The following is a 16,403-nucleotide window of genomic DNA, read 5'->3' on the forward strand; positions in this document are numbered from 1 at the left end:
CTGATTCGCCAGGCCATGGGCGAGGTCCTCGACGGCTTGCCGGCAGCGCCATCGCAGCTGGAAGCCATGCACCGCCTGTTGCTGCGCCATGCCTGCGACGCCGACATCACCCTCGACCTGCATTGCGATTTCGACGCTGCGATCCACATCTATGCGTTGCCGCAGCACTGGCCGCAGTGGCAATCCCTGGCGGCGCGTTTGAAGGCCGGTGTGGCGTTGTTGTGTGAAGACTCCGGCGGCAGTTCGTTCGATGAGTCCTGCTCTTCGCCATGGTTGCGCCTGGCCAGGACGTTCCCGGCGGCGGCGATTCCACCGGCCAACCTGGCGACCACCCTGGAGCTGGGCAGCATGGGCGACACTCGGGTCGACCAGGCCCAGGCCAATTGCGAGGCCATTCTCGGGTTCCTCGCCGAGCAAGGATTCATCTCCGGCACCTGGCCGGCGGCACCGGCTGAATGCTGTGAGGGCATGCCATTCGAAGGCACCCAATACCTGTTCGCCCCGCATCACGGCGTGGTCAGTTTCCTGCGTGAAGCCGGGGAATGGGTGGAGAAGGGCGATGCGCTGTTCGAGGTGGTCGACCCGTTGAACGACAAGGTCACCACCGTGCAGGCCGGCACCAGCGGTGTGCTGTTCGCCATCGACCGTGGGCGCTACACCCAGCCAGGCAGCTGGCAGGCGAAGGTCGCCGGGCGCGAGCCGATTCGGGTGGGGAAGTTGATCAACGACTGATTCAGAAATTTCGCAGGCTGTTCGGGCCTCTTCGCGGGCAAGCCCGCTCCCACAGGGTTTACGCGATTCTTGTGGGAGCGGGCTTGCTCGCGAAGGCGGCATCCGCCACGCCCGAGATGTTCCTGCCTACTGACCAGTGTTAGGCTCTTCCCCGAATCCTGCATTCAGTGAAGGAAGACCCATGTTGAAGATGCTCGCGCTGCTCACGCTCCTGCTATCCACCGCTGTCCACGCTCAAACCCCTCTGCAAACCGATTTGCCGCTCAAGTACCTGGCGCAGGCCAGCGCCGATTCGAACCATCAACCCCTGGTGATTTTCCTCCACGGTTACGGCAGTAACGAGCAGGACCTGTTCGGTATCAAGGATGACTTGCCCGCGTCCTACACCTTCGTGTCGGTGCGGGCGCCGATGGTGATGCAGGAGGGTAGTTACCAGTGGTTTCGCAAGAAGGGTGAAGGGGCCTACAACGGCGAGACCGATGATCTGAAGGCCAGCGGCCAGTTGCTGCTGGACTTCGTCGCACAGGCCACGAAGAAATATCACACCGAACCCGAGAAGGTGTTCCTGGTCGGTTTCAGCCAGGGTGCGATCATGTCCTACGAAACAGGCCTGCGCCATCCCGAGGCGTTCGGTGGGATCGCTGCGTTGAGCGGGCGGATTCTGCCGGTGCTCAAGTCCGAGCTCCAACCGGATGAAAAACGCCAGTCCCTGGCGATTTTCATCGGTCATGGCGAGCAGGACAAACGCCTGCCATTGAGCGACGGCACCGAAGCCAACAGCCTGCTGCAGAGCGTGTCACTCGAACCCGAGTTTCACGCCTACCCCGGTGTCGGTCACAGTATCAGCGCCGACGAGATACAGGACTTGAGCGCCTGGTTGCAGCGCCTCAACCCCTGAGATTCATTTTCCGCTGACGATCTGTTTGATCAGGGTTTCGTGGGCCGCCATGTCGCCTGGGCGGGAAATCACCTGGATCACCGCCATGCGAGTGCCGGATGCGGCCATCAGCGTGGTGGTGAGGGTCATGCCACCGCCCTGCGTGGCAGTGCCGTCGATCTGGCGCAGGCCCAGTCCGGTTGTACGGGTCAGCGCTTTCTCGCTGAGCTTGTTGTAGTCGGGCAGGGATTTGTGTTGCGCCGCTTCGAAATCGGCCGCGGTGCCGTCGAGGAACCCGCCGTCGTTGTCCTTGACGCTGACACCGTTGGGCAGGGTGTTTTCGGCGGCGATCACCACGGTCTTGGTGGTCTCGTTACTGTACAGGGTGCCGCTGGCACCGTCCGGGCTGGCCGGCAGCGGGTTGGCGATGAAACCCTTGGGCAGGTTGAAGGTGAACTTGCTGCCGAGCATCGAGACTTTGTGGGCGGGCGCAGCACTGGACGTGGCCTTGGCGGCCTGCGCATTCAAAGCCCCAAGGCCGGTAGCGGCGGCCAGCAGCAGGACAAGGGCTTTTTTACTCAACAATGACATCGGGATCTCCAGGGATGGGCGCGCAGTGGGGGGCGATCATCCCATGGAGGTTGCGATGCATTCCAGTGTGCTCTACTCAGCGGTCGCTGGGGCGGGCATCATCCTGGCCCGATGACCTGATGCAGCTTAGCGTTTGATGACTGCTCCCTCGGTGTCCGTCACCGGGCCAACCGGACGCGCCAGCAGGCGTTTGGTCACGCCCAGCATGGCCACCGATACCGCGACTCCCAGCACAAAAGCGTTCATTCCCATCGTTGGCAGGGCCAGCGCCAACACCAGGCAGAAGGCGGCGAACGAGTACATGCCGGTGGCGGTGGCGCGCAGCAACGCGGCGGTAAAGGCCGGGCCACGGGTTTGCTGGGAGAACACCGCCATCACGCTGCCTAATACCGGGAACACCGCCAGCAGGCCGCTCCAGCGGTCGCCAACGGTGCTGGCCAACAGCGTGACAACCAGGGTGAGCAATGCACCGGCCATCATGCGCAACAGGAGCTTGTCGGATTTCGGTGCCGGGCCACTGAGCACCGGTTGCACGGTGGGGAACAGGTACGGTGCGGCGAGCAGCGCGGTGGCGGCGGCGCACACCGAGAACACCAGGGAGGCCGGGATCAGCGACAGGACAACCGCCACCAGTGCCCAGACCGAGAGCGAGATCACCAGCGCCAGCGGCCATCCGGCCCGTTGTGCGACCTGGGCGTAGGTCACGCAGAACGCAATCATCGCGAACATGGCTGACAGCGCGGCAGTGGCCGATTGCGCGGCGAACGCCTGGCCTTGTTCGAGGGCGAGGAACAACAGGATCGGCCCGACCACCACCGGCAACCCCGACAACCAACCGGCCACGCTCGGCCCCCAGCGTTTGCCAGCCAGGGAAATCAGTAGCAGGAAGCCTGGGATCAACAGCAACTTGAGGATCAACACGCGCACGTCTCCGACCTGTGTGAGGTGGCAACGGTAGCATTGCATCGGGTGGATTGCTTTATGTGTTCGCGAGTTTTGTATACAAAATTCAAGCCCGCTGGAAATGAAAAACCCAGGCAAAAAAGAACCCGGTGCGACTTGCATCGCACCGGGTGTTTTTCCAGACAGATCACGGATCTTCGTGGGTCCCCGCGCCGTCTGTTGAACGCTGTTGGCTTACGCCCTTTCGAGCGCCAGCGCTACGCCCTGACCACCACCGATACACAGGGTGGCGAGGCCTTTTTTGGCGTCACGCTTGAGCATTTCATGCAGCAGGGTCACCAGCACGCGGCAACCCGAGGCACCGATCGGGTGACCCAGGGCAATGGCGCCGCCGTTGACGTTGACCTTGTTCAAGTCCCATTCCAGGTCCTTGGCCACCGCCAGCGATTGCGCGGCGAAGGCTTCGTTGGCTTCAATCAGCTCAAGCTGGTCGATGTTCCAGCCGGCCTTGTCCAGGCAGCGGCGGGTGGCCGACACCGGGCCGATGCCCATGATCGCCGGGTCGACACCCGCGTTGGCGTAGGCGGCGATTTTTGCAAGGACCGGCAGGCCCAGGGCCTTGGCCTTTTCGGCGCTCATCAGGATCACGGCCGCGGCACCGTCGTTCAGCGACGAAGCGTTGCCGGCGGTCACCGAGCCGTCCTTCTTGAAGGCGGCTTTGAGTTTGCCCAGGGATTCGGCGGTGGTGCCGGCCCGTGGCTGTTCGTCGGTGGCGAAGGACAGCGGATCGCCCTTGCGCTGCGGGATCAGGATCGGGGTGATTTCATCGACAAAGCGCCCGGCTTCGATGGCGGCCACGGCTTTCTGCTGCGAGGCGGCGGCGAATGCGTCCTGCTGCTCGCGAGTCAGGCTGTATTTCTCAACCAGGTTCTCGGCGGTGATGCCCATGTGGTAATCGTTGAACGCGTCCCACAGGCCATCGCTGATCATGGTGTCGACGATTTGCCCGTTGCCCATGCGCAGGCCGGTGCGGGCACCGGGCATGACGTAGTTGGCCAGGCTCATGTTTTCCTGGCCACCGGCGATGATCACCTCGGCGTCGCCGCAGCGAATCGCCTGGGCGCCCAGGTGCAATGCTTTAAGACCGGAGCCGCAGACCTTGTTCAGGGTCATGGCAGGTACGGCGAAGGGCAGGCCGGCCTTGATCGCGGCCTGGCGCGCAGGGTTTTGCCCGGCGCCGGCGGTCAGCACCTGGCCCATGATCACTTCATCGACCTGCGCAGGATCCAGGCCGGTTTGCGCCAGCAACTGACGGATCACCGCAGCGCCCAGGTCAACCGCGGACACATTGGCCAGGGATCCCTGGAAGCTGCCGATCGCGGTGCGCGTGGCGGCAACAATGACGACTTCTTGCATGGAATGATTCCTCACTGGGCAGCGAACTGCATTTCCGGCACGTGGTCCGGCACGATCAGTTTACCGGCAGTCTTGGCGACGATCTCTTCGACGCTGACACCCGGCGCACGTTCTTTGAGAATGAACGCGCCGTTTTCGATTTCCAGGTAGGCCAGGTCGGTCAGCACACGCTTGATGCACCCGGCGCCGGTCAGCGGCAGGCTGCATTGGTCCAGCAGCTTGGACTCACCATCCTTGGAGGCGTGGGTCATGATGACGATAATGTTGTCGGCGCCGGCCACCAGGTCCATCGCGCCGCCCATGCCCTTGACCAGTTTGCCGGGGATCATCCACGAGGCGATGTTGCCTTGCACGTCCACTTCAAAGGCGCCCAGCACGGTCAGGTCGACATGACCACCGCGGATCATCGCGAAGGACTCGGCGGAGGAGAAAATCGACGCGCCGGTACGGGCGGTCACGGTTTGCTTGCCGGCGTTGATCATGTCGGCATCGATGGTTTCTTCGGTAGGAAACGGACCCATGCCCAGCAGGCCGTTTTCCGACTGCAGCATGACTTCCATGCCTTCGGGGATGTAGTTGGCGACCAGGGTCGGAATGCCGATGCCCAGGTTCACGTAGAAGCCGTCCTGCATTTCGCGGGCGACGCGTTGAGCCATTTGTTCGCGGGAAAGTGCCATTGTCGTTATTCCTTCATTCGGTCCGGGGGTAGGGGATCACTTACGCACGGTGCGCTGTTCGATGCGCTTCTCGAACGTGCCGCAGATGATCCGGTCGACGTAGATGCCGGGGGTGTGGATCTGCGCCGGGTCCAGCTCGCCGGGTTCAACGATTTCTTCGACTTCGACCACGGTGATCTTGCCGGCGGTGGCGGCCAGCGGGTTGAAGTTCTGGGCGGTGTGGCGATAGATCACATTACCGAAATGGTCGGCTTTCCAGCCTTTGACGATGGCGAAGTCGCCGGTGATGGATTCTTCCATCAGGTACTTGCGGCCATGGAATTCGCGCACTTCCTTGCCTTCGGCGACCGGGGTGCCAACGCCGGTGGCGGTGAAGAAGGCCGGGATGCCGGCGCCGCCTGCGCGCATTTTTTCAGCGAGGGTGCCTTGCGGGGTCAGGGTGACTTCGATTTCGCCCTTGAGCAGTTGCTCTTCGAACAGCTTGTTTTCGCCGACGTAGGACGCCACCACTTTGCTGATCTGGCGGTCGGTCAGCAGTACGCCGAGGCCGAAACCGTCGACGCCGCAGTTGTTGGAAACCACGGTGAGATCGCGGGTGCCCTTGCGCTTGATCTCGTTGATCAGGTTTTCCGGGATCCCGCACAGGCCGAAGCCACCAGCGATCACGGTCATGCCGTCTTCAAGACCTGCCAGAGCTTCCTCGTAGGAACTCACGCGCTTGTCGAAACCTGCCATATGCACCTCTTTTATTCTTTGTGGGCGGCTGGCTAGCCGAATGGGAAGGAGTGTCTCGCTGGAGTATTCATTTGTTAAGTTGATTTTTAAGGTTAATTAATAGATAAAACTCAAGAATCTGTAGGGGCTGCCGAAGGCTGCGATCTTTTGGATCAAGATCAAAAGATCGCAGCCTTCGGCAGCTCCTACAATAGCCGGGAGAAATCGAGTATGACCGTCAAGCAGATCCGCGCCTTTCTGGCCGTGGCCCAGAGCCTGAGCTTTGCCGTGGCCTGCGAGCGCCTGCACCTGTCGCAATCGGCCTTGAGCCTGACCATTAAGGCGCTGGAGGAGGGCCTGGGCGGGCGCTTGTTCACCCGCACCACGCGCAATGTGGCGCTCACCGCCGAAGGCGAATCCCTGGTGCCGCTGGCGCGCCGGTTGATCGCCGACTGGGACAATGCCGAGGATGAGTTGCGCCAGCGCTTTACCTTGCAGCGCGGTCGCGTGACCCTGGCGGCGATGCCATCGTTCGCCGGCAACCTGCTGCCGCCGATCCTCAAGACCTTCCGCGCCCGTTATCCGAATGTCAACGTGACGGTCAATGACGTGATCAACGAGCAAGTGCTGGAAATGGTCCGGGACCGCCAGGTGGAACTGGGGGTGGCGTTCGAGCCGACCCAGAGTTCGTCGCTGCAGTTCACGCCGTTGTACATCGACCGCTTCGTCGCGGTGGTGCCCCTGGATTCGGCGCTGGCCGAACTCGATGACATCGACTGGCAGACCCTGCTCAAGGAGCCGTTCATTACCTTGCAGCGTCCGTCGACGGTGCGGGTGATGCTCGAAGAACACTTGCAGGCCCGGGGCATGAAGCTGCCGGTGGAGTTTGAAAGCCATCAACTGGCGACAGTCGGGCGCATGGTCGCCAGTGGCCTGGGCGTGAGCGCGGTGCCAGCCTTGTGTGCCGGACAGATGCGTGAGTTGGGGGCGCGTTGCATCACCTTGCGCGACCCGGTGGTGGAGCGCGCGCTGGGGGTGCTGACGTTGCCGGGGGGAGAGCTGTCGGCGGCGGCCCAGGCGTTGTTTGATGTGCTCAAAGAGGAAAACCTTGGGCAACGTTTCTCCACGAACTGATCACATTACCTGTGGGAGCGGGCTTGCTCGCGAAAGCGGTGGGTCAGGCAAAAAAGATGTTGGATGTGCCGCCCTCTTCGCGAGCAAGCCCGCTCCCACAGGGTACTGTGTTGATCAGGAAGAGAGGCGTTCGGCCAATATTGGCAACAACCGCTCGCACGACCCCTCGATCTTCAAATCCAGCATCTCATCGGCCCGGGTCTTGCCCAGGTTGATCGCAATCAGCGGCTTGCCCTGGTCCACCACCGCCCGACACAAGCGAAACGCCGAGTAGGCCATCAACGACGAGCCAATCACCAACAGCCCGGCAGCCTGTTCGACGGCGGCCATCGCCTTGGCCGCCGTGGCCTGTGCGACGTTCTCGCCAAAAAATACCACGTCCGGCTTCATCCGTTCCCCGGCGCAATGTGGGCAGCGGGGGACCTGGAAGCGTGCCTCGAAGGCCGGGTCGAGCAAGGTGTCGCCATCCGGCGCCTGCACTGCGTCGACGCCGGCCAGGTACGGGTTCTGTGTTTCCATCAGGTGCTGGATCGAGTCGCGCTCACTACGCTGACCGCAATCCAGGCACAACACCCGGTGCAGACTGCCGTGGAGTTCGATCACGTCGTGGCTGCCGGCCTGGTCGTGCAGGGTGTCAACGTTCTGGGTGATCAACCCGCTGATCTGCCGCGTGCCTTGCAAGCGGGCGAGGGTGTCGTGGGCCACGTTCGGTTGTGCCATTCGCACCCTCGGCCAGCCGAGCATCGCCCGCGCCCAATAGCGCCGCCGGGACTCCGGGGCCGAGAGAAACTCCTGGTACATCATCGGCTGCCGGCCCCGTCGCACGCCCTGGCTGTCGCGATAATCCGGGATGCCTGAGGGCGTGCTGATACCGGCCCCGGTCAGCACGGCAAACGGCTGATCCGCCATGAGCTGATGGAGGCGATCGAGTTGGTCACGGGTCTGGCGGTCGAGCATGCCGGGAAACCTGTAGGAGCGAGCCTGCTCGCGATGGAGTGTCAGTCGACATCAATATAGCTGACACACCATCGTCGGAACGCCGCCCGGAGCAAGCTCGCGCCTACAGATGACGGCGAGGATTATTTACGCGCCTCCAGAATCAGGTTGAACGGCGTTTCCGTGGCCCGGCGAAAACGAGTGAATCCGGCCTCGCTGAACACCTTGCGCAAGCGTGCTTCACCGGCCTGGGCACCGAGGCCGAGGCCAACTTCCTGGGACAGCGAGTTGGGCGTGCAGATGAAGGTCGATGCCGCGTAGAACAGGCGTCCGACCGGGTTGACGTTGTCGTCGAGCAAGTCGTTGGCGTAGGGCTCGACCAGCAGCACCGTGCCGTCGTCCTTCAGCGACTCATAGGCGTGTTTGGCCGCACCCACCGGGTCGCCCATGTCGTGCAGGCAGTCGAAGTAGCAGATCAGGTCGTAATCGCTGCCGGGGTAACTTTTCGCCGTGCCCTGGAAGAACCTGGCCCGGCTGGATACACCCCCTTCTTCGGCCCGCTGGGTGGCAACGGTGACGGACGGTGCGTGGTAGTCGAAGCCGACGAAGCGCGAATCCGGAAACGCCTGGGCCATGATCACCGTCGAGGCGCCATGGCCGCAGCCGATGTCCGCCACTTTGGCCCCGGCTTCCAGTTTGGCCACCACGCCGTCGAGGGCCGGCAACCATTCGGCGACCAGATGGGCTTTGTAGCCGGGGCGGAAGAAGCGTTCGGTGCCGCTGAACATGCACGGGTGGTGATCGCCCCAGGGCAGGGCGCCGTCGCCGCGCATGGCGCTGACCAGTTTGTCCTTGTCATGGAAAAACGACGCGACCACGCCAATCCCACCCGCCACATAAACCGGTGAGTCTTCGTTTGCCAACGCCATGGCTTGCTCTTCGGGGAGCCGGAACTGGCCGTCACGGTGTTCCATGTAGCCGGAGGCTGCATGGGCGCTGAGCCATTCGCGCAGCAGGCGGGTGTTGCAGCCGGTTTTCTCGGCAAGGGTTTCGGGGGTGATGGGCTGACTGTCGGCCATCGCCCGGTACAGGCCGAGCTCTTCGCCAAGGATGACGTTGGCGAGCATCGCCGCGCCGCCCATGTCATTCACCAGTTTGCCCATGAAATCGTTGAGTCTGGCCTCGTCCATCATGTGTGCTCCTTTAGCAGGATCACGGTCCAGAGGCATTGTCTGGCGAGGCGTTCGCCGCTGGGCGGTGGTCGTGGGGATGTACAGGGCACCAAGCGGGCCCTGTGTGCAGTAAGTTTAGTCCGGGCCTTGTAGCGCGCGGCCTGGCGCGACGAAAGCAACGTTTATTCTGCCGCTATACGACCCTGTGGGAGAGATGTATCTCACTGTGTCCCACCGGCCTTTCGATACAGTCCCGCGCAACTTCAGACCCCAGCCGAACACAGTCCAGATACACCCTTTCGATTAACTCTGTCTCATGGCGGGCACCGGCTCGCGTCCTTGAACATCTTGTGAGATCGACACCATGCAGACATCCATTCCCCCCGTAGCCAAGGCCAGCGCAGGGCTTGGCCTGCGTCGCGGTTTACTCAAAGACCTCCAGGCCGCACCGGCAGGGGATTTCGATTTTCTGGAAGTCGCGCCGGAAAACTGGATCGGCATCGGCGGTGCCCACGGCGCGGCATTGCGCGCCCTGGCCGAACGCTATCCATTGTCCTGTCACGGCTTGTCCCTGTCCCTCGGCGGGCCGTCGCCGCTGGACGTCGATTTTCTGCAGGAGGTTCGCAGCTTCCTCGATCATTACAACGTGCCGCTGTACAGCGAGCACCTGAGCTATTGCAGCGACGACGGCCACCTGTATGACCTGTTGCCGTTGCCGTTCACTGAAGAAGCGGTGCACCACGTCGCGGCGCGTATCCGTCAGGCCCAGGACATCCTTGGTCGGCGCCTGGCAGTGGAAAACGTTTCCTATTACGCCGCGCCTCAACAGGACATGGACGAGGTGACCTTCACCAATGCCGTACTGCGTGAGGCCGATTGCGACCTGTTGCTGGACGTCAATAACGTCTACGTCAATTCGATCAACCACGGTTTCGATCCGCAGGCGTTTCTGTCTGGCATCGATTCGGGCCGGGTGGTGGCGATGCACATTGCCGGGCATTTCGACGAGTCCGATTCCTTGAAGATCGACACTCACGGCGCTTCGGTCAAACCGGCGGTGTGGTCGTTGCTGGCCCAGGCCTATGCCCGGTTCGGTGTGCAACCGACCTTGTTGGAGCGGGATTTCAACTTTCCGGCGTTCGCTGAGCTGGTGGCGGAATTGCAGACCATTCGCCGCTTGCAACAGGAGGTTTGAACCGTGGAGAAGCAATCGTTGCATCAGCAGCAAAGCACCATGGGCCAATACCTGCGTGATCCCGAGCGTTTCGCGCCACCGGCCGAAATGGACGCTGCCCGGGCGCAGGTGTATCGCGATCTGGTGTTTGCCAATCTGTCGTCCTTGCTCAGTGGCACTTTTCCGGTGCTGGTGAAGATTCTGGGCAATGAGCACTGGCGTTCGCTGGTGCGGATTTTTCTGCGGGACTACCGCGCCCGCACGCCGAAGTTTGGTGAGATTGCTGAGGAGTTTGTCGGGTTTCTCGCGGCCGGGCCTCAGGCGTTGAGCGATGGGCCGTGGCCGCCGTTCATGGTGGAGCTGGCGCATTACGAGTGGGTGGAAATGGCCTTGCAACAATCCGACGCCGAGCCTCTGGTTGGCGGTGATGCCGCGTTGCTGCTGGATCGGCCCTTGGGGGTGTCGCCGTTGGCCTGGCCGTTGGCTTATGCCTGGCCGGTGCAGCAGGTGGGGCCGGATTATCAGCCGGACGTTTTACCTGCTCAGCCGACTTTGTTGCTGGTGCGTCGTGCCGAGGATTGGAGTGTGAGGTTTTCTGAGTTGAGTCCGTTGGCGTGGCGGTTGTTGCTGCGTATTCGTGAGTTTCCGGAGTTGACCGGGCATGAGCAGTTGCAAGGATTGGCGGTGGAGGCGGGGATGGTGGGGGATTCGGGGTTTCTGGTGGGTGGGTTGGCGTTGTTGCGGCAGATGCATGGGGAGGGGGTTGTTGGGGGTGTTTGATCTGCTTTGACCTTGGCGGCCTTTGGGCCGACCAGGTTCTTGGTTGATTGAGTACATATCCGTTGCTGCGGTAACGGCGGCTGGCGGTTTCGCCCTTACGGCGAGTCCCTTTGGCAAACGCCCCAAAGGAACCAAAGGTCTCGCCCCTTACGTACGGCCCCTCGCTAAGGCTCGGGGTTCCTTCGCTGCGGTATTCATCCGGGGGCATTGCCCTCCGGTCGGCTTCGCTTCGACCTACATGCAATGAGTTCGACTGCGTCGAACGGCGCTGCGCGCCCATCCCCGGATGAACACCTCCGCTCAGCCTGCCGAGGGGGCGGGTGGATCAAGATCAAGAGCTGCAGGCGAGCTAACGCTCGGCCTGATGAGTGGTGAAAAGCGTGGGTGTACGCCGATCAACTGTAGGAGCTGGCTTGCCAGCGAAGGCGGCCTGACAGCCGACCTGGTTTTGCTGCTGCACACGGTCCAATTGTGGGAGCGGGCTTGCTCGCGAAGACGGCCTGCCAGCCGACCGAAATCTTGCTGATGTACTGAGTACTTGTGGGAGCGAGCTTGCTCGCGATAGCAGTCTACCGGCGACCAGGTACCTCCCAGACGAACGACCCCGTCAACCAGGTCGGCCGGTAGGCCGCCTCGGACGCTGTTACAGTGTACGCCCCCTCGTGAGGCCGAGCGCAGGTTCTGCGCAGTGGTCAACCCGGCATGGATGCCGGGTTAGCCGCCCCCGGCCATGGATGGCCGATGGCGGCGGGCCCACGGAGCAGGACCGGAGCGAGGGAATGCCGAGCCTAGGCGAGGCACCGAATGTCAGGGGCAAGAGCCCTTGGTTACTTGGGGTCGGGCGGCGTTCCGTTTTTCCAAGTGACCCGCCGTAAGGGCGGAACCATAAGCCGCCGTTACCGCAGAAACGGATATGTACACCCTCAAAAATCCATGCCGCCTGACACAAAGCCATCGTCGGAACGCCGCCCGGACCAAGCCCGTTCCCACAGGGATCCTCAGTGGCCACAAGTCCCGAGTAAACCCGCAAACCCGAACCGAAGACATCTACACCGGCAATCGCAACTCCGCACACAACCCGCCACCCTCACGATTGCTCAAGGTCAACGACCCTCCAATCGCGACCGCCAGTTGCTGGGCGATCGCCAGCCCCAGCCCGGTGCCGCCGGTGCTGCGGTTGCGGGAATTCTCAACGCGATAGAACGGCTCCATCACTTGCTTGAGTTCCTCCTCGGCGATCCCCGGGCCACGGTCGAGGATCCTGATCGAGAGGTTGCCATCGGCCCGTTTTTCCACCTGCAATTGAGCAGCACCGGCAAACTTCAATGCGTTGTCCGTGAGGTTGACCAGCACCCGGCGCAAGGCGTGGGGGCGGGTATCGATGACGGCCGCACTCTTGCCGGTGAGCTGAACATCCTTGCCCACGTCCTGATAGTCGAACACCAGGCTGTCGAGGAACGAGTCGAGGTCGGTGCGGCGGCTTTCTTCGGTGGCGCCGTGGATGCTGCGGGCGTAGGCCACGCCTTCGCGCACCAGGTGTTCCATCTCGCCCAGGTCGTTCCACAGTTTGTCTTTCTCACTGGAGTCGTCCATGAACTCGGCGCGCAGTTTCATGCGGGTGATCGGGGTTTGCAGGTCGTGGGAGATTGCCGCGAGCAGTTGCATGCGTTCTTTCAAGTAGGCCGCGATGCGTGCCTGCATCGAGTTGAAGGCCCTGGCAGCGTGGGCGACTTCGCTCGGGCCTCTTTCGTCGAGGAGCACGGGGTGCGCGTTGGGGTCCAGGGTTTCGACGGCACCGGCGAGGCGGGTGAGGGGGCGGATGGCGATTCTCACCGCCAGCCAGGAGCACGCCAGCATCAACGCCAGTTGCCCGAGCAACACGATGGGCAGCCAGGGTGACAACGGCACCATCGCCGGGCGGACGTCGATGGTCAGCGGGCTGCCATCGGCCAGGTTCAAGTGCACTTGGAAATGTTTTTTCGGCCCGGGGATGTCGGTGAAGGTCATCGGGTAATCGTGGCCGATGGCGTCCTTGATCGAGGCAATGGCGATGGGCGCATCGGGCATGTCGGTGCGCATGGGCGTGCCCGGCGAACCCTCATTGAGCATGTAACTGTAATTGCGCCGCTCCAGTTGTTTGAGCCAGGCGGCTCGCTCATCGACGGGCAAGCGGTCGAGGATGGCAACGGAGGTGGAAACGTCGGTTTCCAGGTTGCCGAGCATGGTGTTTTTCGAGGACTCGTAGCGTTCGTAGTACTGCACACCGAAGGACAGCGCCTGGGCGAGGATCAGGCCGATCAGGAAAATCAGCGACAGCCGCGAAGCCAGGGTGCGTGGCCAATGCAGCGCCAGGGTCATGATTGATCGCCCAGGATTTCCACCGGCAGGGAAAACACATAGCCTTCGCTGCGTACGGTCTTGATGTAGGCCGGCTCGCGAGCGTCGTCGAGCAAGCGCTGGCGCAGGCGACTGACCAGCAGATCGATGGAACGGTCGAACAGGTCGGCGTCGCGGCCCTGGGTCAGGTTGAGCAATTGATCGCGGTTGAGCACCCGCTGCGGATGGTCGAGAAACACCCGCAATAATCGATATTCGGCACCGCTCAGGGCCACCATGGTGCCGTCTGTATCGAGCAGGTGACGGGCCGAGGTGTCCAGGCGCCAACGGCCGAAGGCCAACAGGCGGCTGGCTTCGGTCACCACCAGGTTCGGCGGCAGCATGCGCGTGCGTCGCAGCACCGCGTTGATCCGCGCCAGCAGTTCGCGGGCGGCGAATGGCTTGACCAGGTAGTCGTCGGCGCCCATTTCCAGGCCGAGGATGCGATCGGTTTCATCGTTGCGGGCGGTGAGCATCAGCACCGGCGTGGCCTTGTGCTTGCCGGCGCGCAATTCGCGGCAGAGCAGCAGGCCATCGTCCCCTGGCATCATGATGTCCAGCACGATCAGGTCCACTGGAGTGGTTTCCAGAAAAGCGCGCATCTGCCGTCCATCCGCCACGACCGTGGTGCGCAGACCGTTTTTCTTCAGGTAGTTGCCAACCAGTTCGCGGATTTCGCGGTCATCGTCAACGATGAGGATGTGATCAACGTGATCCATTGGGCCAAACCTCTGGTAAATGGGGAATGCCACACAGTCTATAGAGCCTGGGCGGGCTCGCCTGCCACCCTTTGTATTGCAGTGTATCTGGCTTGCCTGCGGATACACACGAAGGCAAAAAAGCCGATTTCCAGCGGTTTTGTATGCCTGTGTATCCAGGCGCCGTTCTGATACGCAGCGATTGATTCACGCCGATTCCCGACACAGACGAGATACCTCACAGGCTTTTAATGGGTTCCATCGAGGCCAGCCAGAGCGCCTCGGCCCAACGACCTGTCGAACCCTGAGGAATCCGCCATGAACACCAAGGCCATCTACGCCGCCTGCCTGTTTGCCGCCCTGAACATCTGCACCTTGTCGGCCCGTGCCGAAGCCGATGTCGCTCCCAGAACCTACACCTACGGCACCCAACTGGACATCAGGAAAGTGCTGTCGCTGACCGAGGACGCTACGCCTTCCTGCGGCGTGGTGAATGCGCAGCTGACGTACCTCGACTCCCAGTCCAGGACCCAAGTGCTGGATTACCGCAAATTCGCTGACAACTGCAACTCGCAAAACTGAGTGTCGCGCCCGACCACCGCCTGATCCATTTGAAACAGGAAGGACATCATGAACAACGTTTCCCGCTACCTGACCGCCATCGTCTTTTCCGTCGCCGGTGCGGCGGCCCATGCCAACGCCACTGTCGAGCAAAGCGCCTGCGCCGGCAACACCTGCTTCCAGCTCACGCCTGTGGCGCAGAAGGATACCCAGGGCTTGTTGGCGCAAGACGGTTCCAGCCGCACGCCGCAAGGGCAGTTGCTGGATGAGCAGACGGCTTGAGAACACCCCAATCCAATGTGGGAGCGGGCTTGCTCGCGAAGAGGCCAGTACATTCAACATTGATATCAACTGAAAGTACGTCTTCGTCGGAACGCCGCCCGGAGCAAGCCCGCTCCCACACTGGCTCTGTGTCGCCCTATAACCTGCATCAGGTGATCCCATGTTACTCATCGCTTTCCTGGGCGGCATATTGACCGTCCTCAGCCCGTGCATCCTGCCGGTCGTGCCCTTCCTGTTTGCCGGGGCCGACCGCACACGTTCCTCGATCCTGCTGACCCTCGGCGGCATGGTCCTGACCTTTGCCCTGGTCTCCAGCCTGGCCGTGGTCAGCAGCGAGTGGGTGATCCAGGCCAGCAATACCGGCCGCCACGTCGCGCTGGTGGTGATGGTGCTGTTCGCCCTGTCGCTGATTTCCGCCCGGGTCGGTGAATGGCTGGCGCGGCCCTTCGTGCTGCTGGGCAATCGCATCGACCCGAACTCGCGCAAGATGTCCCGGCCGCTGGCCTCGATCATGATCGGCGTCGCCACCGGGCTGCTCTGGGCACCCTGCGCCGGGCCGATCCTCGGGGTGATTCTCACCAGCGCCATGCTGCGAGGCGCGAACGCCGGCACCAGTCTGTTGCTGGTGGCCTATGGCGCGGGCAGTGCGCTGTCCCTGGGCACCTTGATCTTTGCCGGTCGCGGCCTGGTCAATCGCTTGAAACCGTCGATTCCGGTCACTGGCTGGTTGCGCCGTGGCGCCGGGGTTGCGGTGCTGTCCGGTGCGGCGGTGATTGCAACGGGGGCCAATGACCTGTTGCTGGCCAACACCTCCTCGCAAGGTGTCGGTAGCGTGGAGAAAGGCGTGCTGGAAACCGTGCCGAAAGTCGTCGACTACCTGGTCAGCAAGGTCAAGGCCGACAGCACCATGGACAGCGCCCAGGGCGCCATGCCCTCGCTGTCCGGCGCGGTGGACTGGCTCAACTCGCCGGCCCTGAGCAACGAGGCCGTTAAAGGCAAAGTGGTGCTGGTGGACTTCTGGACCTTCGACTGCATCAACTGCAAGCACACCCTGCCGTACGTGAAGGACTGGGCGAAGAAGTACGAAAAGGACGGGCTGGTGGTGATCGGCGTGCACTCGCCCGAATACGGCTTTGAACGCATCATCGACAACGTCAGGGCCAAGGTGAAGGAGTACGGCATCACCTACCCGGTGGCGATCGACAACAACTACGCGATCTGGCGCAACTTCGACAACCAGTACTGGCCGGCGCACTACCTGATCGATGCCAAGGGGCAGATGCGTTACACCCACTTCGGTGAGGGTAGTTATGACACTCAGGAGAAGATGATTCAGCAGTTGCTGGAGGAGGCCAAGGCAAGCGCGCCAACGGCGTAATT

General features: G+C 62.3%; 17 protein-coding genes. 8 read left to right on the forward strand and 9 right to left on the reverse strand.

Annotated elements, in window-relative coordinates; translation table 11 throughout:
- Positions 1–732: peptidase M14 (locus AB4O40_RS00005; RefSeq protein WP_460160118.1), on the forward strand; the 732-nt coding region annotated here is incomplete at its 5' end.
- Positions 733–913: 181 nt separating this feature from the next.
- On the forward strand, positions 914–1,630 hold the full coding sequence (locus tag AB4O40_RS00010) for an alpha/beta hydrolase (protein ID WP_223541521.1): 717 nt from the start codon (positions 914–916) through the stop codon (positions 1,628–1,630).
- Between the two features lie 3 nt (positions 1,631–1,633).
- On the opposite strand, the gene AB4O40_RS00015 is transcribed toward AB4O40_RS00010, so the two are convergent.
- The 5 genes from AB4O40_RS00015 to AB4O40_RS00035 all read right to left on the reverse strand — a co-directional run bounded on the left by AB4O40_RS00015 (position 1,634) and on the right by AB4O40_RS00035 (position 5,931).
- On the reverse strand, positions 1,634–2,200 hold the full coding sequence (locus AB4O40_RS00015) for a DcrB/PsbP domain-containing protein (RefSeq protein WP_056723641.1): 567 nt from the start codon (positions 2,198–2,200) through the stop codon (positions 1,634–1,636).
- Between the two features lie 126 nt (positions 2,201–2,326).
- Positions 2,327–3,121 carry a hypothetical protein gene (locus AB4O40_RS00020; RefSeq protein ID WP_056723686.1) on the reverse strand — a complete coding sequence of 265 codons (795 nt, stop codon included), beginning with the start codon at positions 3,119–3,121 and terminating at the stop codon, positions 2,327–2,329.
- Between the two features lie 216 nt (positions 3,122–3,337).
- Complete coding sequence (locus tag AB4O40_RS00025; protein ID WP_056723643.1) at positions 3,338–4,519, reverse strand: acetyl-CoA C-acetyltransferase; 1,182 nt, start codon at positions 4,517–4,519, stop codon at positions 3,338–3,340.
- Positions 4,520–4,530: 11 nt separating this feature from the next.
- Positions 4,531–5,196: a CoA transferase subunit B gene (locus AB4O40_RS00030; RefSeq protein ID WP_056723644.1), complete on the reverse strand. Its 666-nt coding sequence runs from the start codon at positions 5,194–5,196 to the stop codon at positions 4,531–4,533.
- A gap of 36 nt (positions 5,197–5,232) precedes the next feature.
- Entirely contained in the window at positions 5,233–5,931 is a 699-nt protein-coding gene (locus AB4O40_RS00035) for a CoA transferase subunit A (protein ID WP_046043267.1), read from the reverse strand.
- A gap of 210 nt (positions 5,932–6,141) precedes the next feature.
- On the opposite strand from AB4O40_RS00035, the gene AB4O40_RS00040 reads away from it, so the two are divergent.
- The gene (locus tag AB4O40_RS00040; RefSeq protein WP_056723646.1) at positions 6,142–7,044 is read left to right on the forward strand and encodes a LysR family transcriptional regulator; all 903 of its coding nucleotides are present in this window, start codon (positions 6,142–6,144) and stop codon (positions 7,042–7,044) included.
- A 114-nt stretch (positions 7,045–7,158) separates the two neighbouring features.
- On the opposite strand, the gene AB4O40_RS00045 is transcribed toward AB4O40_RS00040, so the two are convergent.
- Positions 7,159–8,001, reverse strand: a complete 843-nt coding sequence (locus tag AB4O40_RS00045; RefSeq protein ID WP_409079306.1) for an NAD-dependent protein deacetylase — start codon at positions 7,999–8,001, stop codon at positions 7,159–7,161.
- A gap of 122 nt (positions 8,002–8,123) precedes the next feature.
- On the reverse strand, positions 8,124–9,170 hold the full coding sequence (locus tag AB4O40_RS00050; RefSeq protein ID WP_056723650.1) for a class I SAM-dependent methyltransferase: 1,047 nt from the start codon (positions 9,168–9,170) through the stop codon (positions 8,124–8,126).
- 346 nt (positions 9,171–9,516) lie between these two features.
- On the opposite strand from AB4O40_RS00050, the gene AB4O40_RS00055 reads away from it, so the two are divergent.
- On the forward strand, positions 9,517–10,347 hold the full coding sequence (locus AB4O40_RS00055) for an HvfB family MNIO-type RiPP peptide maturase (protein WP_056723653.1): 831 nt from the start codon (positions 9,517–9,519) through the stop codon (positions 10,345–10,347).
- A gap of 3 nt (positions 10,348–10,350) precedes the next feature.
- The gene (locus AB4O40_RS00060; RefSeq protein WP_413966572.1) at positions 10,351–11,106 is read left to right on the forward strand and encodes an HvfC family RiPP maturation protein; all 756 of its coding nucleotides are present in this window, start codon (positions 10,351–10,353) and stop codon (positions 11,104–11,106) included.
- 1,047 nt (positions 11,107–12,153) lie between these two features.
- On the opposite strand, the gene AB4O40_RS00065 is transcribed toward AB4O40_RS00060, so the two are convergent.
- Entirely contained in the window at positions 12,154–13,464 is a 1,311-nt protein-coding gene (locus AB4O40_RS00065) for an ATP-binding protein (RefSeq protein WP_056723655.1), read from the reverse strand.
- Positions 13,461–14,201, reverse strand: a complete 741-nt coding sequence (locus tag AB4O40_RS00070; protein WP_056723657.1) for a response regulator — start codon at positions 14,199–14,201, stop codon at positions 13,461–13,463. The genes AB4O40_RS00065 and AB4O40_RS00070 overlap by 4 nt, the downstream gene beginning before the upstream one ends.
- Before the next feature lie 297 nt (positions 14,202–14,498).
- Between AB4O40_RS00070 and AB4O40_RS00075 the strand changes: the two genes are divergently transcribed.
- From AB4O40_RS00075 to AB4O40_RS00085, 3 genes are all read left to right on the forward strand, one after another.
- Positions 14,499–14,762, forward strand: coding sequence for a DUF2790 domain-containing protein (locus tag AB4O40_RS00075; protein ID WP_223542438.1), 264 nt, complete (start codon positions 14,499–14,501; stop codon positions 14,760–14,762).
- Between the two features lie 48 nt (positions 14,763–14,810).
- On the forward strand, positions 14,811–15,023 hold the full coding sequence (locus AB4O40_RS00080) for a hypothetical protein (protein ID WP_223542437.1): 213 nt from the start codon (positions 14,811–14,813) through the stop codon (positions 15,021–15,023).
- 160 nt (positions 15,024–15,183) lie between these two features.
- Positions 15,184–16,401: a cytochrome c biogenesis protein DipZ gene (locus tag AB4O40_RS00085; protein WP_409079409.1), complete on the forward strand. Its 1,218-nt coding sequence runs from the start codon at positions 15,184–15,186 to the stop codon at positions 16,399–16,401.
- Positions 16,402–16,403: the final 2 nt, after the last annotated feature.

This window comes from Pseudomonas sp. S2_F07, from assembly GCF_054668325.1.

What these genes read in the sequence shown, in the direction of transcription:
- AB4O40_RS00070 (WP_056723657.1), bottom strand. Translation starts at nt 14,201, where the DNA reads ATGGATCACGTTGATCACATCCTCATCGTTGACGATGACCGCGAAATC.
- AB4O40_RS00040 (WP_056723646.1), top strand. Translation starts at nt 6,142, where the DNA reads ATGACCGTCAAGCAGATCCGCGCCTTTCTGGCCGTGGCCCAGAGCCTG.
- AB4O40_RS00010 (WP_223541521.1), top strand. Translation starts at nt 914, where the DNA reads ATGTTGAAGATGCTCGCGCTGCTCACGCTCCTGCTATCCACCGCTGTC.
- AB4O40_RS00075 (WP_223542438.1), top strand. Translation starts at nt 14,499, where the DNA reads ATGAACACCAAGGCCATCTACGCCGCCTGCCTGTTTGCCGCCCTGAAC.
- AB4O40_RS00045 (WP_409079306.1), bottom strand. Translation starts at nt 8,001, where the DNA reads ATGCTCGACCGCCAGACCCGTGACCAACTCGATCGCCTCCATCAGCTC.
- AB4O40_RS00065 (WP_056723655.1), bottom strand. Translation starts at nt 13,464, where the DNA reads ATGACCCTGGCGCTGCATTGGCCACGCACCCTGGCTTCGCGGCTGTCG.
- AB4O40_RS00055 (WP_056723653.1), top strand. Translation starts at nt 9,517, where the DNA reads ATGCAGACATCCATTCCCCCCGTAGCCAAGGCCAGCGCAGGGCTTGGC.
- AB4O40_RS00015 (WP_056723641.1), bottom strand. Translation starts at nt 2,200, where the DNA reads ATGTCATTGTTGAGTAAAAAAGCCCTTGTCCTGCTGCTGGCCGCCGCT.
- AB4O40_RS00035 (WP_046043267.1), bottom strand. Translation starts at nt 5,931, where the DNA reads ATGGCAGGTTTCGACAAGCGCGTGAGTTCCTACGAGGAAGCTCTGGCA.
- AB4O40_RS00025 (WP_056723643.1), bottom strand. Translation starts at nt 4,519, where the DNA reads ATGCAAGAAGTCGTCATTGTTGCCGCCACGCGCACCGCGATCGGCAGC.
- AB4O40_RS00085 (WP_409079409.1), top strand. Translation starts at nt 15,184, where the DNA reads ATGTTACTCATCGCTTTCCTGGGCGGCATATTGACCGTCCTCAGCCCG.
- AB4O40_RS00080 (WP_223542437.1), top strand. Translation starts at nt 14,811, where the DNA reads ATGAACAACGTTTCCCGCTACCTGACCGCCATCGTCTTTTCCGTCGCC.
- AB4O40_RS00050 (WP_056723650.1), bottom strand. Translation starts at nt 9,170, where the DNA reads ATGGACGAGGCCAGACTCAACGATTTCATGGGCAAACTGGTGAATGAC.
- AB4O40_RS00030 (WP_056723644.1), bottom strand. Translation starts at nt 5,196, where the DNA reads ATGGCACTTTCCCGCGAACAAATGGCTCAACGCGTCGCCCGCGAAATG.